Here is a 17,298-nt window from a genome sequence, read left to right on the forward strand (position 1 = left end):
ACTCTTTACCATGCCGGTCAAAAACTAATCACGAAAGATCAACAGGCCTTAGGAACGGTACGAGCAATATATAGATTGAATTAATTTAAATGGAATTTTTTATTAAAAAATATTTTTTGCTACGTTACTTTGTTTCAGTTTTTATTCTTCTTCGGCTATGTCACAGTCTAAAATTTTGGTTGACTGTCAGACTTGTGATTCCTCTGTCGAGCGAGGATCGATAGCAAAATCCTATGCAGTCCCATTGGGCGAAAGTAGCGTCGATGTAATTGTGATTGACTCTTATGATGGTATTGCAGAAAAATTTCGAGTAACCAATATATTAAGTTTCAATCTTGGGGTTCCTGACAGTGAGTATGTAACTCCAGTTGCGTTTACAACCGAAGAAAATAACGTTTTTAGTCAAGCGCTTCTGGAACTACAATCAATACAGCAAGAAGCACAGCATCCAACAGTCATAGGTTCCCACGTTGCAGCTAGTGCGTGGGATTTGGTTCTGTAATAACTTCGGTACATTCATACTGGCGCTGGTGCTATTTCTCTCAGACATCGTCTTTAATGATTATTGTCATCAATAAAGATAACAGGCTTCAAGAAGACTTCAGAAAACTCAATATACAGGTAACCGAGCTAAATGCTTCAAGTAAATGACCGCTCCTTGTCTCAAGGTGCCCGTTACGCTGTTGGACAGCTCCGTACGTATTCCGGACATTAGCGAATAACGAGTTGTACGCAGAGATCGCATTATTGTTTAATTACAATCTATAGATTACACTTGTAATCAAGGTTGCTGTCAGAGTTCATGGATGAAAGCCTCAAACCATTCTTTAGTTTTCCTAGTGTTTTTATTATCGGGTTGTGCGAGCAAAATCACTGTTCAGGTTTATGCAAGATACTTGGATAGCACTCAAAGAGAAGACATTAGGAATGCTTTTGATTCGTCTCAAAAATGCATGGAGAGCTTATGAGGTACTTTTTACTATTTATTTGCTGTTTAACTTTTTCCGCGCACGCCATTGTAATTAGGCATGATGTTCCAGATGAAGAGTACAAGGTCAAAGAAAATACTATCCCTCAACTAGCCACTTTTTATTTTGACGGAGCGCACGGAACACTTATCGAGCCTTCGTGGATAATCACAGCAGCTCATGCGACTTTTTGTGTCAGCCCTGATTCATCTATTTTGATTAATGGAAATTTGGTTAATGTAGAAAACGTATATATTCACAAAGATTATAAACCGGGAAAAAGTCACGACATCGCCCTTATTCAATTGCGAGAACCTGTAGCGGATGTAATTCCATTCGCAATCAATACAGACTCAAACGAACTAGATAAAAATCTTTGGTTTATCGGTATCGGCGGTACTGGAAACGGACTAACTGGGCAGACTGTAGACAACTATGAAAACGAAGGGCAAATGCGAAAAGCCCAAAATAACGTTACGTTTGCAAAAGGGCCTCTTTTAAAATTTGATTTTAACGAAGGTAACGAGGCATTGCCCTTAGAAGGTGTTTCAGGTGGTGGTGATAGCGGTGGCCCCGCTTATATGTTTCAAGACAAATTGGGTATTGTTTACGGCATCAGCTCAAGAGTCGAGGGTGGTGATATCGGCAAGTATGGTGTTAAGGAAGTATATAGTCGAACCTCATATTTTGTGCCTTGGATTCAACAAATTATCAGCGGTGTGAATACGAGAGGTATTTCACACCAAAGACTACAACAATTACCAGCGGGTTTAACAGAGGACATTCTGCCGCAAGTATGTGAAGACATAAGCATAGGCGAAAGAGATATCTAATAAGAGACTATGGCGTCAATAGTTACTTTATAGCCTTTGGCGCTTCCCTTGGCCACTGAGACGTTAAAACATGGGCTGTGTAGTCCACGCGCCAGCGCCCCTTAGCTAGTGTTGAAGGTCTGCTCCTTGTCTCAAGATGCCCGTTACGCTGTTGGACAGCTCTGTACGTGAAGCGGACCTTGGCGCAATGAGTTTTCCATCTCAAAGGCCAGTAGACTAACAGCAAAACCATCTGCACTCTGAGCTACCAATCCTTGCCAAGGGCGCCATTGTTAGCCATTCACACGCATACCTATAAACGACATCGGCCAGAGCAAACATTGCTATACCAATTGGTTGAGCAATATTATCCAGATTTTCTGAAGTACCTTTCCCTACCATTGCAGTCATCTGGTCTAAAGAATCAGAACAATGAGCTATTTAAAATTAGGTATTGTTACCATGGCGTTTTCTAAATTCAGAGGGGGTAATTCCCTCCTTTTTATTAAAAAATGTATAAAAAACTGACTTACTATTAAATCCTACATCAAAGTAAATATCGGTAATGGCTCTGTTTACGTCCTCTACCAATAAACACTTAGCTTCCTCGATTCGGTAATTATTAATAAATTCGTAGAAATTCATCTGAAAATGACGATTTAAAGTGACCGATAAATCTTTAGTTGAAACGTTCAGCTTTTTGGCTAATTCATCGATGGTAATATCTGATAAAAGGTAAGGCTTTTCCTTCCGCATGATAGTTTCTATCCGCTCAATATAGACGGATTTATACACACTCTTTTCATCAGAATGTTGATTTTCATCTGTTATTGGAATGGGAATGATAGAGTGAGATTTAGTCACACTATAAAATAATAAAGAGACCACTAGCAAAAAAGTAATGTAGTAAGAAAACAAACCTATACTAATAAAGGTTTCTACTTCAATTGGATAGCTAAGATTAATGACTTTCAATATGCTTAAAAAAGCTTCGGTGACCATAATGGCCAAAAAGCCTATCAGTAGTAAACGAAGCCAATTTAAATCAATAGTCGAAATATCCGCCCGCGCTTCTTTATGACGTTTATGGTATCTAGCGATTAAAACAAAGCAGCCTACTAAGTAAGTTAATCTGAGCAGTTTGACCAAAGTATCAGTGGCAATATAGTGCCATGTGCTATACAGCCCCCAATTCTCAATAACGATCTGTTTTGCGATGTCACTAAGGCTGTAGTAATTAAAGATCAAATAGATGGCGTATAGGAAGAAAGGAATAAGGTGCACTAAATGTTTTTTAGAAAATTTGAAATCACTAAACACCGATGACTTAATATATAAGTAGAGCAATACTGCATCTAGACAGTAGGCGAGGCTGCCTACAAAGAGTATATTTGGCGCAAATTCCAGGGCTTCAAAACGAAATTTTTCTCCGAAGAAGGTCAACTCGTGAAAAGCTATAAAAGCATGGGAAATTAAAAATGCTGCGAGTAAGTAAGCGCTATTATCATTCATACGATGACTAGATAGCAGCATTAAGGAAAACAAAATCGACAGAACAATAGTCATTACCAATGTAATGTCATTCAAATTAAATACAACGCTACTCATTGAGCGTAACTACACATTTAAACATTGACATAGGCGTAAATTAAATAGAATCCTTTGTAAGGTGCTCACTGTTCAGCGAAATAGTTTGTGAGAATAGGTGTGTATTAATTCCTCATCAAATGCTATCGCAATTATCAATCTGATCCAACGAATTTGTCGAGGAGAAGGTTGCCAATACTAAGTACAATATATGCTGCTGGAAACTTGTCCTAAGATAATGCGAAATTCTTAGAACAAGTTTTCTTTCCGAATGGTAACTAGCTATCCGCTAGATTAATTACAGCTAATTGTCGCTTGCTCGGGAGGTTGCGGAGTGAAACCTACTTCCGACAGTGATATTTGCATTGCCCCTGCAGATTCTAATGAAAAAGGTGATACTAAACTATCGAACTTAATACCCATATTCGCAAAGCACTGCAAATCAATGCTTAGGGGATGCCACTCGTTAATGGCCAAGGCATTGATTATTGAGCTGACATCTAGTCTCGCATTGCAGCTACCTGGGTCATCGCCAAAACCTTCACAGTTCATGGCAATATAGACATTGTCGCTAGGTTTACTAGTCACTTTGATTAACATTGATATTGTGCTGTCAGCCAAAAATTCTCGGTTGAGGTCTTCCTTAAAATGGCTTTCACTGACTATCTTCACACCAGATAATTGATTGCCATCTAAACTAACTAAAAGCGAATCCTCTTGGACCTCTCTATCCACAGTACGAAAAGTTAATCCGTTTAATTGATGAGAGTTAGAATTAACAGCAATTTCTTGCTCACCAGAAAATAAATGCATTTCCCATGGTTTGTGCATAGCGCCTGTATATAACATTGTGCGCTGGGGTTGATCTAAATTCAGCTCGACTTGCTCAGACAAATTATCAGCTAACAGGTTTTCATCTTGGTAGGTTAATCCAAACCCATAGGGTAATAGCGGCGCATAGTCTAAATCACCGTAGTTTACCGTGGTTTGCTCAGCAGACTTAGGCCAAGAAAAAGATAGTTTACCTTTGAAGTCGTGTTGAATGGAGCCATCCGGATTTGCGAGTACTACTTCGGCGATACCATCTCCTTCGGAGCCTGGAAGCCAAGCAGCAACGAATGCGTCTGAAGCATTAAGTTCGGCGTTAACCCACATTGGTCGTCCCGATATGAAAATGGCGACCACGGGGATCCCATGTGCTTTGAGTTTCTTTAAGAGGGCGAGATCTCGTTTATTTCCTTGCTGGTAATCTAAACTGGCTCTGTCGCCGTGGCCTTCTGCATAGGGTTCTTCACCAAATACCACAATGGCAACGTCGGGCTTATTGGTAAAATCGCCGTTCACATTTAGCTCTACCTGCCCACCAGCTGCATTGATTTGCTTACTTAACCCAGCAAATATTGAGCTTCCCCCAGGGAAATCTGCATTGCTATTGTTAGTGCCTTGCCAAGTAATCGACCAGCCGCCAGATTGTTTGCCAATATTATCTGCTGCATCACCGGCAATCAGAATTGACTGCTTCGGATCTAATGGTAACAAGTGTTTTTTATTTTTTAATAACACTAAGGACTCGCGAACAGCTTGGCGTGCAACATCTCTATGGCTTTTATGACCAATTAAGTCGCTTTGCCCAGAAAATTTGCGCTTTGCTGGGTTGGGCTTATCGAATAATCCCGCACGCACTTTAACTCGTAAAATACGGGTAACAGCGTCATTGATTCGCGACATGGCAATAGTGCCGTCTTTCACCTGTGCTATGGTATTTTCGTATAAAGGAAGCCACGCATCTGTTGGCACCATGAAAATATCTAATCCCGCATTAATCGCTTGGGGACAACTTTCGTTGTTGCAATTTACGACTTGGCCGTGGCCATTCCAATCACCAACAACAAAGCCATCGAAACCCATTTGTTTTTTTAGTACTTCGGTCAATAAATACTTATTGCCGTGGATTTTATCGCCCTGCCAACTATTAAATGAAGCCATAACAGACTGAGCACCCGCGGTTAGACCGCCAACATATCCTTGAGCATGAATATTAAACAATTCCTGTTCGCTACTGATGTTGTCACCTTGGTCATCACCGTCAAGCGTGCCACCATCGCCAATAAAGTGTTTCACCGTACTAATCACACGGTTGTCTGACAAAAAGTCTTTATTAGCCTCACCTTGCAAGCCTTTTACAATGGATGCGGCATAGTTTCTCACGATTTCAGGATCTTCTGAGTAGCCTTCATAGGTGCGTCCCCATCGATCATCGCGCACCACTGCTACGGTAGGTGCGAAAACCCAATCAATCCCTGTGGCCATTACTTCGGTGGCGGTAATGTTTGCAATTTTTTCAATTAAATCCGGATTATTTGCTGCGCCCAGTCCGATATTGTGGGGAAATAAAGTTGCGCCAATGACGTTATTGTGACCATGTACGGCGTCAGTTCCCCACATAGTAGGAATGGTCGAGCCATCCAAGCTGTCATCCACCGAGGCTAGATACATGTCGTCGGCCAACTTAACCCAATCATCGGCGCTGGAATGTTTCTCGTTATTTGGGAATGCTCCACCACCGTTTAGATAGGAGCCAAAGCCATACTTACGCATATCTGCCACTGAAATATCGCGTATTTCTGGCTGAATCATTTGTGCGACTTTTTGCTTTAACGTCATTGTGGCCAATATTTGTTTAACTTGTGCTTCCACCTGCGGGTCTTGCTTCACCGCACTATTCAGCTTTGGCCATATATCAGCGGCATTTTTGGGAGAAGGTGTTTGTGAATTATTTTCACTTTTACATGCAGCGAGGCTACACATCAAGCTTAGCATTACGCTTATAGTTATTAGTTTATTCATGTTCGTTTCCAATCACGTTAAGCTGTTACTCGACTTCCTACCAAGCCGTAGTAAGCAATATATAAATAGCAAAAAAGAGGTAAAATAAAGGCTAATTGCACGCCTAGGATGTCTGCTAGTACACCCTGAATAAGAGGGATAATGGCACCGCCTACAATGGCTAAACACAATATGCCAGAGCCTTGAGGAGTCAGTTTTCCTAAGTTGTTTAAGGCCAAACTGAAGATAGTGGGAAACATCACTGAGTTGCACAAGCCAATCAGCAAAACGGACCACATGGCGACGCTGCCAGAAGCTAGCACGGTAAACACCAATAGCACACAGGCTGTAGCGGCATTGAATGCCAGTACCTTTCCGCCAGAAACTTTTTGTAACGCCGCGGCGCCAATGAAGCGTCCGATCATAGCTCCACCCCAATAATAGGTTAAGTATTTTGCCGCCTCTGCTTCTTCTAGCGCCGCAATATTCTTCTCGCCTAAAAAGTTGACTATAAAGCTACCAATCGCCACTTCAGCACCGACATACACAAAAATAGCCAGCGCCCCTAAAACTAAATGGCGCTGTTGCCATGCACTAGCGCCTATGACTTCACTTTCAGTCACTGTAGCGCTGGGGATGTGAGGTAGTTTGATAAGCGCAAAGATTGCCGCTAACAATAATAACATTGCCACCAGCACTAAATAGGGCCCTTGCACCGACTCAGCAGATGGGTTAACTGCAACTGTGCTTACTGCTTCGTTGAGAATAAATAACGCCCCCAAATAGGGCGCAATTGTCGTACCCAAAGAATTAAAGGCTTGAGTTAATGTTAAACGCGAAGACGCAGTCTTAGTTGGCCCTAGGAAGGTCACATAAGGGTTTGCTGAGACTTGTAAAATAGTGATTCCCGAGGCAAGTACGAACAACGCAGAAAGGAATAAAGGGTAACTATGGCTAGAGGCTGCTGGGTAAAATAGTAAACAGCCTAATGCAGCTATCACCAAACCCACCACAATCCCTTTTTGATAGCCGATGCGTTTCAGTAATTTACCTGCGGGTAATGAAACAATGAAATAGGCCCCAAAAAAACAGAATTGAACCAACATTGCTTGGGTGTAACTTAAGCTAAACGCTGCTTTTAAATGGGGAATTAGTATATCGTTTAAACAGGTGATAAAACCCCACATAAAAAACAATGAGGTGAGCACCGTTAGTGGGAACACGTACCCACTAGGGTTTTGCGTATGGTGCTGGCTATTGATAACAAAACTAGGAGTTGTCATCGTGCTTCCTTGGTAATATAAAAATCAAGATAGATACGTTGAACAAGGTCTCGCGAATATGAAGTGATATCACGAGCCCTTGCTTGTGCGGTCAACAAGACCAAATGGTATTGTCAGTTAAAAGTTGTATCCAACTCGAATGTTCCAGTTACGTCTTGCTTTACCAGCAACAGGCGTACTACCAGAATAGCCTTGCCACCAATTCACATCTTCATCGGTAAGGTTATAAACGCCTCCTTCGATATACCAAGTATTATCAACCGTCTCGTACTTCACGTTCGCGTTGATCATCGCCCAAGCTTCTCGTTTATCAGAGTAGATATCTAAATCAATTCCTTCATTTAACGCTTCCGCAGGAATTTCCCATTTATCGGTATTGTCGATGGAGGTATAAGAGTCGTCTTCCCAGTGAATATTAATGAATGGGGTAATTCGCCCACCGTTACTTAACTCAAAGGTATGACTGATATTCAAGGTAAATGAGACCTCGGGTGAGTAGGCTAACTGGTTGCCTTTTAAGTTCCTAAACCAAGGCTGAGACGTATCTAGTGTTCCTGGAATCTCTACGCCGTCTGGGTTAGCGAAGACCTGTGATGGCTCGGGGCCCCAAGCTTTCCAGTAGTCAGATGTAATTTCGGTATCAAGGAAAGTTAAATAGCCGCCAATGAAACCACCATTCCAAGGTACTAAATCCATCTCCAACTCTAAGCCAGAGATTTTTGAGTTAGATGCATTGCGGGTTAAAAATGTCCCAAAATCTTGGGTCATTTCAATCATCTCACCGGTACGCGGGTCTTCCTGCATTTCAGTAATAGTGTCGTAAATTGTCCAAGTAGAGAACTGTTGGTTTTTATAATCACTGTAAAAGTAATTTGCGCGCAGATTCATCTTGCCGTCTAACAGTGTGGTTTTGGCACCAATCTCATAAGTCACCACTTCTTCACCATCGTAACTGGTATCAAAGCGTGTTCCATCTGATTGCTTAATCAAAATATCGCCAATACCGCCGCCTTTAAAGCCATTGGCAATATAGCTATAAAACAGGGTATCTGTAGTGGCTTGATAATCTAAGCCCACACGCCAAGTGGTTTTTGCCCAGCTTTGTTTTACGTCATTTTCGCTGTCTACTTCAGCCCCTTCAACAGGCGAGTCGTAGTAATCAACAGGTAGTGCATTTAAATTCGCACGCACCGCACTGGTATTCTCAATTTGCTCATCTAAAGGAAGTGACCAATCAATATAATCCCAGACCTCTCCCCAAGCCACGTCGGTATAACATTCGTTTGAGAAACACCCTAGGTTTCGGCCACCTTTATCTTCTTTCTGGTCTTCCGTATATCTAGCTCCTAGGGTTAGAAACAACTTATCCGTCAACGCGTAAGTACCCTGCGCAAAAAATGCTTCGGACTCTACCGTGCGCGATGGTTGAAGCCACCATGAGACCCCCCCCATGGCCCCATGATATTGGCCGTTCATTGAGTTATCTTCTTTAAGATTGAAATAGCCCACAATCCATTGTAAGTCGCTTTCACCCGTAGACTTAAACTGCAATTCATGGGACCAAGAGTCATAATCCGTGTCAATCCATTTGAGTATTTGATCATAGAAATACATACCCTGATCTAAATCAACCTGTCCTGAACGCTCTTGGCTTTGATAACCTGCTAAATAGGAAAACTGAATACCGTCGGTTATGTCATAGTGAATGCTCGAACGATAGCTATCTAGGGTCAAATCTACTTTACCCGGAACATTTACATATACGGTATGATTATCCTCCGTTCCCCACAAATCGGTACACGAGCCACCATTCACATCAGAAGGTCTATCTTTTATCTTCTCACAGTCACGGGAAGCAGCTGTGCCAGCACCTTGATCAACATAACGCTCGAAAGTCAACTGCCAAGAAAAGTCTATACTTGGGGAATACAGCCCAGAAAGCCTGAAAGCATATTGGTCTGAGTTATTATAAAAATCAGCGGGATCGGCTTTTATGGGTTCATACAAGGTGTCATTAAAATAGGTGCGGTTGTCAGTATCGCGATCCGCTGGAGTGATGCCTTCACTGATGGGCGTAAGTTGTGATGTATCAAGTCCTAGGTAACGTTGATCCCATTGGTTAGGGTCGTAATAACCGTTTAAATTAGAGTCTCTTGTTTCTTTAAAGAATGCGCCTCTTATTGCAAATGAATCTGAAATAGGAACATTTAACACTCCTTTGATGACTTGTTGATTCCATCGACCAACTTCTAATTCAACTTTGCCTTCTACTTCATCTAAATTCGGTTTCGCGGAGATGATATTCAAACTCCCTACCGTAGAGTTACGTCCAAATAACGTACCTTGAGGTCCACGTAGTGCTTCAACTCGCTCTACATCGAAAATTAACGAAAGGGCACCTTGAGGACGCGGCGAATAAATTCCATCATAGTGAACACCAACGGCAGGGTCTCCCCACTCAGTAGTGTTGGTTGAGCGCACACCACGCATAGTAATGATCGGCGCTGAAGACTCCCGATCCGTCATGATGCTCATGTTAGGCACCACGTTGTTCAAATCTTTCACATTAGTGATACCAATTTTGTTCAATTGCTCTTCGGTGAAGGCTGAAATTGCAATTGGCGTGTTCATCAGGTCTGTGTCACGTTTGGTGGCAGATACAGTAATTCTCTCTAATACTTGAATATCTGCAGCATCATCGGTATTTTTTTCCTTTTCAACGGCGGGGATTTTGTCATCGATTTGCTGAGAAAAGCTCGGCAAAGAATAAGTTAAATTGGCAGCAGCCATAGCAACAAAAATGGGACTAAGTTTTACACGTAAATTGAGCTGGTTTAGTTTCATATGTTTAGCCTTTTACTTTCATTTATGAGCAATATGTCAGCCATTTGAAAGTAACTTATTGAATTGTTGTTTTTAGGAAACAATCTTCGTCTTACACGTTTTATAGCAGCATTTTGCGTATGCTATGCAGGCAGTACAATGACAATTTATTATTTCCAGTTTCTTGGTATGCTGATGTTTCAGGCTTTGTACTTCACATGAATAAGCAGCACTTTGTAAGTTTTATGGCAACTGCTAACTCGCCTTGCAACATCGACAGGCTGGAATCTATTGAATTCATATTTGCTAAGCGTCCTTTTTAACAAGCGCACATTCAAACTAGATATTTTTGAGTTCTAATAGGGGACGTCAACTCGAACTTTCCTTTAATGGCGGGCTTTTTAGCCTGTTATTCAAATTAAGATTAAATTGCAAAAAAGTTAATTTTTTTTGAGGAAGGTTAATTAATTGTTTAAAAGGTGGTCGTTTTTATTGTTGGGATTCACGCGATTGTGGCAAAATTAATAGTGTATAACGTCTTAAATCTTTATAAGAGTTGATTGTGTAAAGTAGTTATACTACTTTTCACTACTTCATTTTTAAGTGCGCCAACTTGTCTTTAACTTCGCCTCACTCTATGCGTAGCCCCAGCTTTGCGCAATCATTGCTATGTTTTAGCGTTATTGTAGCGTTGATAGCGGGCGGTTTGTTTGGCTTAGGCATTAGCCTTCATGCATTAATTTTCTTGTGTTTGCTTTGGGCTGGTATTAATGCCTTTAGTTTAGGGTACAAGTACCTGCAAATCCGTGAACTAATGACCAGTGCATTAACGCGGGCAATGCCGGCAATATATATTTTTATCCTCATTGGAATGGTTATCGCCAGCTTCATGCAAAGCGGCACTATCTCAACCCTAATTTATTTCGGCCTTAGTTGGCTAAACCCCAGTATATTCTTGGCGGTGGGGTTAATTCTGTGTGCGGTAATGTCGGTAGCCACAGGTACGTCGTGGGGCACGGTAGGTACTATGGGGGTAGTGCTAATGGGCATTGGCGAAGCCATGAATATACCGCTACCTATTATTGCCGGCATGGTGGTGTGTGGTGCTACGTTTGGCGATAAAATGTCTCCGGTATCTGATACCACCAATCTCGCGTCGATGAGTGCGGGCACCACTATTTATCGGCATATGTATGCCATGCTGCTAACTACACTGCCTAGCTTTCTTCTAACATTCGTAATTTTCTTAGTTATAGGCTTTACCTACGCAAGCCAAAGTTTAAATGTTGAGGAGATATACAAAATTAAAGCAGTGCTTGCCAGCCACTATAACCTTGCGCCTTACATTACCTTGTTACCGCTGGTGTTGCTAACGGTAATGAGCATTAAAAAAGTCCCAGCTGAAGTTGCCATGTCATGCAGTATTCTTCTTGCCGTCATCATCGCTATTTTCTACCAAGACACCAACACAATTAGCGTACTTAATGCACTTTGGGAAAACACCCCACAAAATACAGGTATAGCAAATTTAGATGTATTACTAGGCCGGGGCGGCATCAGCAGTATGAGTTGGACGCTATTACTTGCGTTAATGGCCATAGCATTGGGCGGTATATTGCACGGTACAGGCTTTTTAGCGGCGTTATTGTCGGGCATTATTAAAAGGGTAAAGCGCACCGCAACGTTAATCGCCGTTACCATAGCATCTGGTTTTTTAGGTAACGTGGCAATGGGCGAGGCGTATATCTCTATTATTTTAAATTGCCAATTGTTTAAATCAAAATATCAGCAACAGAAGCTTGATCCTTCCATGCTTTCTCGGTCGGTGGAAGAAGGCGCTACCATGACCACGGGCCTTATTCCTTGGACAACGGCGGGGGCATTTTACTCTGCAACCCTAGGGGTTGAGGTTCTCGACTACGCGCCCTATGCATTTTTTAACTATCTAAATGGTGTTGTTGCGATAGCTATGGCTACATTGGGCGTAGGTTTATTGAAAGAAAAAAGGGCACAACACCACTGACCTACCAATAAGAAGCCCATCTGCTAAACCGGCTAATGGTTCAAACGGGGTTGTTGTCCAGTTTTCCAACGCGTTCTTAACGTTTAACTTTGCACGTACTAATGCCCACAAATCATTTAAGTATTACTGTGCGTGGTAGGGAGTTGAGCCATCATTCTTGACCATTTTTTAAGAAGTACAAATCAGAAAAGCCCATTTTTACAAATTCGGCATCTCTAAAATTTCTTGCGGTTTTTTTGTCTTTGCTGATTGAGGCAACTTGCTGTTCAGTTTGCAAAAACTGGGTAAGGTCTATTCTCGCATCATATTAAAGGAAAAGATGAAATCACGTCCTACGCTATAAAGGGGGAAATAAGAAACTCTACCATCAATATTACTGCGTGGCCCATCTCGAAATATCAATTGGATAGTGCTAACTTCTTAATGAAAATATACTCCGTTCAAGGTTTACGCCTAACGGGTACGTTAAGTTTTGTATCATCAATAGATAACTTAGTTCAAGCTGAAAAAGTAGAAGCTAAGATGGTGCGCTCCTAACAATCTGCTGTAGTCGCTCGCAGGCTCGCTGGGACGCAAACACATGGGCTGTGTCACTCCGCCCCTAACTTTAGCCCATATGTTTCCGCCCCTAAGCAGGGCGTTGTATCAAAAGAGGTTTTAATTTGACACATGTAGCAAATTGACCTACTCCCCTGTAGCCCAAGATCATCCAAAAGCGCTTTATTAGAATTTTCGTACACTTTAAACCTACTCATACAAAAATTACCATTTACGAATTAAAAAGAACCATCATTGCTGCCGGTAAACAATTCATCAGCGTTATTAGCAATAGCATCCACAATCTCATTAATCCCTAAGTTATATTCTTTTGCCCAACTATCTATTTTTTTAGTTAAGCCTACTAATGTAACAAGATCATTTATTGACCCGGCTGAGTTCATTACCTCAGGGGGCATTCCTAAGCGAATGTTATCGATGTCATCATCTGATACAATTATCGAAGTATAGTTGTCAGTAAGATAGACGCTATTAGCCGTGTAAACGTGATATTTCCCATTAACGATTTTGACTTCACGAATATAACTTGACGCTAGCCAGTCGTCTTTAGAATATCGCGTGCTCTCGTGGTCAATAACGTAACCAAATAAAAACGAAATTTCAGTGTTGTCTATGTAACATCTTCGAACATCACGTAAAGTACCAGTTAGTAAATAACTGTCATCCATATACTTTTCCTCATATAAACCAGATGGCTAACCTAAATTAAGTTCATGCCATTTTAGATTTTGATCTATGACGCTCTTTAAAAGCTTAAGGTCAATTTTATCTACGTCAGAGTATACGCTCAACGTTATATCATCATCTATTGAATGCCCTGCCAGTCGTTTGACGAGATACTTCTCTTCACCATTGTTTATACACGTCGATATGAAAGTTCGACGCGTGCAGTGAAAGCAAATCAAAGTTCCTTTTTGCTCCTCCTTGTCTTTATCTATCCCTACTTTTTTAAGTACGGTACGACTAAACCAACGACTTATCGGATCTCCCCAACCTGCACTACTGGGTTCCGTTTTTCCATGGCGAATTTGAGGGCAGAAAAATTTCTCTTTATGTTTCTTTAACATCTCTACATAGTCAAGAATCCCTTCATCTAGTAAATACTGAGCGATTGGAATAACTCGCTCAGAAGCCTCATTCTTTAAATCTAAACCACGTAGATCAAAACACCATACATCATCAATTTGCTTAATGTTTGCGACTGGCAGTGCTGACAGTTCATTGAGGCGCATACTAGAGTATAAACAAACCTTGAGATACCATTTGGCATCATCTCGAAAGGTTTTAGCCTCACTTCCATGTTCCGGCTTGTATCGAAGAATTTTTCGAACTTCTTCACTGGTGAATGAGCGTCGCTTGGGAGGCTTCGACTTTCCTTTTGCCTTTTGAAATGCACTGTTAGCAAAAGGGTTCTTGATATCAGCGTCGGTGTTTTCAATTATCCAAGAAAATAACGTTCGGTAGTTTGATAAGTACATATTTTTAGTAGTAATACTCATCGGCTTTTCATTGCAATTCTTACTTTGGTTTGATTTGCGCTGAGTGAGTGCTGTCTTCACTTCTTGTACTTTCTGTTTTTTCCAATCTCTCACGTCACTATCATCGGGCCATATCTCTTTTAGCAATGAAAACGACGCTTTATATTTATCGATAGTTCTGTCTGCGATAGTTCCCTGCTTTTCACTCAAGAATTTATCCATTTGGCCAAATAAACTAAAGTGAGACTCCTCAATAACGTCTGTAGCAGCGACTTTACCAGTAGCTTTATCCTTAATGCTTCTGAACATGGGTAACAGACTGATCATATCTACCATGCCGCTTAATAGCTGCTCTTGGGTATAGGTGGCAGCACTCCTAGCAATTGGGCTATCTTCGCATTCATAACCCTCATCAAAAGCATCGAATTTTCGGTTCTCTCTTGATAAAGCAGACATGAGCTCATTTAACATCCTAACGCAACGTACATATCTTTCATCGATGTTAGACTTTTGAATGTTCTTAATGGGTTGATGCGGTAAAAGTATGTCAACGAGCTCGCGCCTCGTGTTTACATCACAATAGCTGCTTAGATCTGAAGTTGCGCTATTAAGAGCATCTTCTTTCATTGAGTCTAGCGCCCCTAATTGGGTCGCCATACCATGATTAATGATCTCCTTGCCAGCAGCTAATAACAAACGAAACTTGTCTTTCAGTTGCTTTTTATACAGTTGCTGCGCTAGAAGATACTGAGGGCTGAACTCCTCTGGGAACGGCTTCAATTCGCCTATGCAAGCAAGAGTTTGAGCTGGATCTGCCACTGCGCCTTTTCGCAACACTCCCTGGTTACAGGTATTTCTATCTACGTCTATCATGTTCATATCCTTGTCTTTTATCAAATTACACTTGATGTAAAGAGCAAGCCATCTCGCGGCGTCATAGTCGGTAGTACCCAACGAAGCTACGAAATACTTGTCTTTGAGACAAACATGACATGTTTGATCAAAATTTCCGTATCGGATTCGAAAAAAATAGTTAGACGAGTTTTTGAATTTATATAGGTAAGTTGGTGAGCGGTTTTGCATGCTTCTCTGCCTTTTTGTGACAGAGTTCTGTGACAGAGTATATTCTTAACCAAGAATAAAATACAACGAAGCCCCGTAAATACAGGGCTTCAGTCGTTATTTGGCGGAGAGAGAGGGATTCGAACCCTCGTTAGGTTTAACCCTAAACACACTTTCCAGGCGTGCGCCTTCAGCCACTCAGCCACCTCTCCAAATTTTGTGCTATTTGCGGTGAACGCAAACAACGAAATACTGCCAGGAAATTGCCTAAAGTGTACGTACACGTTGCCTTGAACGAGCGGACAATTCACCTTGAGCGGGCAGACAATTTACCTAAAGCGCGCGTATAGTAGGTAAAGCGGGCGTCTTAATCAAGACGTTGCGCGAAAAAACACGCTAACTGCTGAATAATTACCCGCCTTTACCTTATTATGCGTTACAGGCCGCCTTTCGCTTTCAATTCTTCAGAGAAATTCAGCATACGGTCGAGTGGGATTAAAGCGCCCTCACGCAGGCTGTCGTCAACGAAGATCTCATGGCCTTCATAGGTTACACCTAACGATGCTTTTATTGCCTCAAGGCCGTTCATGGCCATCCATGGGCAATGGGCACAGCTCTTACAGGTTGCACCATTTCCACCTGTAGGTGCTTCGATAAACGTTTTGTTTGGCGTGAGTTGCTGCATTTTATAAAAAATGCCTTTATCAGTAGCCACAATGAAGGTGTCGTTACTCATGGTTTGTGACGCTTTTATCAGCTGGCTGGTTGAGCCTACTGCGTCTGCCATGTCTACCACACTAGCGGGTGATTCAGGGTGAACCAATACTGCCGCGTTAGGATACAGCGCTTTCATGTCAGCCAGCTTCTGTGCTGAGAACTCATCATGAACAATACATTCGCCCTGCCACATCAGCATTTCTGCGCCAGTTTGCTTGGCAATGTATGAACCTAAGTGACGGTCTGGCCCCCAGATAATTTTTTTACCTTGGCTATCTAGGTGTTCTACTATTTCAAGTGCAATACTTGAAGTAACTACCCAATCAGCACGGGCTTTCACTGCCGCAGATGTATTGGCGTATACCACAACAGTATGATCTGGGTGTGCATCACAAAACGCGCTGAATTCTTCTATCGGGCAACCGATATCTAGCGAACAGGTGGCTTCCAGTGTGGGCATTAGCACGGTTTTTTCTGGGCTAAGAATTTTTGCGGTTTCACCCATGAAGCGAACGCCTGCAACAATAAGGGTTTGTTCTGCTGCATCACGACCAAAACGGGCCATTTCTAATGAGTCAGCGACACAACCACCGGTTTCTTCCGCTAGTGCCTGAATTTCAGGATCGGTATAGTAATGCGCCACAAGCACGGCATTTCGCTGTTTAAGCAAAGATTTAATCTCAGCTTTAAGCGCTGCTCTACGGGCATCTGATAATGGCTGTGGTTTAGCGGGAAAAGGATACTCTACCTGTTCCACTCGAAAGGCTACTGACATTGACCTACATCTCGGTTGTGACAAGGGCGTGGATTATACCCAACTGTCATAAAAAATACATACTACTTAGTTAAGGATGATTGCACGATTTTCAACCATACCATCCTAAAAAATTGAATTACAGATAGAATAAATTGCAGTAAGGAATTTACGCGAACCGGCATTTAGGTTTTTGGCAATTGTTAGCAGTAGCTAGCCTGACAATGCTGAGTAGTTTACTGTGAATAATGTGCGCTGTAGCGGCCTTAACTTAGCACCGAAAATGGTAGAAGGCGTATTGATATTGACGTTTTGGTATTTGAGGCTTGGTAGAAAGCACTTTACGAAATGATGGTGGGTCGTGCTGGATTCGAACCAGCGACCAATTGATTAAAAGTCAACTGCTC

11 protein-coding genes and 1 tRNA gene are annotated in these 17,298 nt (G+C 41.9%); 3 read left to right on the plus strand and 9 right to left on the minus strand.

From position 1 onward, the window contains the following. Positions 1-244 precede the first annotated feature (244 nt). Positions 245-502: a hypothetical protein gene (locus AAC006_RS20590; protein ID WP_339892418.1), complete on the plus strand. Its 258-nt coding sequence runs from the start codon at positions 245-247 to the stop codon at positions 500-502. Between the two features lie 462 nt (positions 503-964). Beyond that, positions 965-1,801, plus strand: coding sequence for a trypsin-like serine protease (locus tag AAC006_RS20595; protein ID WP_339892419.1), 837 nt, complete (start codon positions 965-967; stop codon positions 1,799-1,801). Between the two features lie 426 nt (positions 1,802-2,227). On the opposite strand, the gene AAC006_RS20600 is transcribed toward AAC006_RS20595, so the two are convergent. From AAC006_RS20600 to AAC006_RS20615, 4 genes are all read right to left on the minus strand, one after another. After that, a complete protein-coding gene (locus tag AAC006_RS20600) occupies positions 2,228-3,292 on the minus strand; it encodes a helix-turn-helix domain-containing protein (protein WP_339892420.1) in 1,065 nt (354 codons plus the stop codon). A 369-nt stretch (positions 3,293-3,661) separates the two neighbouring features. Further along, a complete protein-coding gene (locus AAC006_RS20605) occupies positions 3,662-6,214 on the minus strand; it encodes a glycoside hydrolase family 3 N-terminal domain-containing protein (RefSeq protein ID WP_339892423.1) in 2,553 nt (850 codons plus the stop codon). 17 nt (positions 6,215-6,231) lie between these two features. Beyond that, positions 6,232-7,380, minus strand: coding sequence for a sugar MFS transporter (locus tag AAC006_RS20610; protein ID WP_339892433.1), 1,149 nt, complete (start codon positions 7,378-7,380; stop codon positions 6,232-6,234). Positions 7,381-7,593: 213 nt separating this feature from the next. After that, positions 7,594-10,320 carry a TonB-dependent receptor gene (locus AAC006_RS20615; RefSeq protein ID WP_339892425.1) on the minus strand — a complete coding sequence of 909 codons (2,727 nt, stop codon included), beginning with the start codon at positions 10,318-10,320 and terminating at the stop codon, positions 7,594-7,596. Positions 10,321-10,936: 616 nt separating this feature from the next. On the opposite strand from AAC006_RS20615, the gene nhaC reads away from it, so the two are divergent. Further along, positions 10,937-12,322 (plus strand): Na+/H+ antiporter NhaC, encoded by a 1,386-nt coding sequence (gene nhaC, locus AAC006_RS20620; protein ID WP_339892435.1) that lies wholly within the window; start codon positions 10,937-10,939, stop codon positions 12,320-12,322. Positions 12,323-12,473: 151 nt separating this feature from the next. Here the strand turns inward: nhaC and AAC006_RS20625 are convergent, their stop codons facing one another. From AAC006_RS20625 to nadA, 5 genes are all read right to left on the minus strand, one after another. Continuing rightward, positions 12,474-12,617: a DUF2960 family protein gene (locus AAC006_RS20625; RefSeq protein WP_339892437.1), complete on the minus strand. Its 144-nt coding sequence runs from the start codon at positions 12,615-12,617 to the stop codon at positions 12,474-12,476. A gap of 481 nt (positions 12,618-13,098) precedes the next feature. Continuing rightward, positions 13,099-13,548 carry a hypothetical protein gene (locus AAC006_RS20630; RefSeq protein WP_339892427.1) on the minus strand — a complete coding sequence of 150 codons (450 nt, stop codon included), beginning with the start codon at positions 13,546-13,548 and terminating at the stop codon, positions 13,099-13,101. Positions 13,549-13,575: 27 nt separating this feature from the next. Then, on the minus strand, positions 13,576-15,231 hold the full coding sequence (locus tag AAC006_RS20635; RefSeq protein ID WP_339892429.1) for a tyrosine-type recombinase/integrase: 1,656 nt from the start codon (positions 15,229-15,231) through the stop codon (positions 13,576-13,578). Between the two features lie 311 nt (positions 15,232-15,542). Further along, positions 15,543-15,632: transfer RNA gene (locus tag AAC006_RS20640), tRNA-Ser, on the minus strand. Between the two features lie 224 nt (positions 15,633-15,856). Then, complete coding sequence (gene nadA / locus AAC006_RS20645) at positions 15,857-16,912, minus strand: quinolinate synthase NadA (protein ID WP_339892431.1); 1,056 nt, start codon at positions 16,910-16,912, stop codon at positions 15,857-15,859. Between the last annotated feature and the right edge of the window lie 386 nt (positions 16,913-17,298).

This window comes from uncultured Alteromonas sp. (genome assembly GCF_963976965.1).
Lineage (GTDB): Bacteria > Pseudomonadota > Gammaproteobacteria > Enterobacterales > Alteromonadaceae > Alteromonas > Alteromonas naphthalenivorans.

Excerpts from the sequence above, each read along its gene's own strand:
- AAC006_RS20605 (WP_339892423.1), bottom strand. The coding sequence starts at position 6,214 with ATGAATAAACTAATAACTATAAGCGTAATGCTAAGCTTGATGTGTAGC.
- nadA (WP_339892431.1), bottom strand. The coding sequence starts at position 16,912 with ATGTCAGTAGCCTTTCGAGTGGAACAGGTAGAGTATCCTTTTCCCGCT.
- AAC006_RS20600 (WP_339892420.1), bottom strand. The coding sequence starts at position 3,292 with ATGAATGATAATAGCGCTTACTTACTCGCAGCATTTTTAATTTCCCAT.
- AAC006_RS20615 (WP_339892425.1), bottom strand. The coding sequence starts at position 10,320 with ATGAAACTAAACCAGCTCAATTTACGTGTAAAACTTAGTCCCATTTTT.
- AAC006_RS20635 (WP_339892429.1), bottom strand. The coding sequence starts at position 15,231 with ATGATAGACGTAGATAGAAATACCTGTAACCAGGGAGTGTTGCGAAAA.
- nhaC (WP_339892435.1), top strand. The coding sequence starts at position 10,937 with ATGCGTAGCCCCAGCTTTGCGCAATCATTGCTATGTTTTAGCGTTATT.
- AAC006_RS20595 (WP_339892419.1), top strand. The coding sequence starts at position 965 with ATGAGGTACTTTTTACTATTTATTTGCTGTTTAACTTTTTCCGCGCAC.
- AAC006_RS20610 (WP_339892433.1), bottom strand. The coding sequence starts at position 7,380 with ATGTGGGGTTTTATCACCTGTTTAAACGATATACTAATTCCCCATTTA.
- AAC006_RS20630 (WP_339892427.1), bottom strand. The coding sequence starts at position 13,548 with ATGGATGACAGTTATTTACTAACTGGTACTTTACGTGATGTTCGAAGA.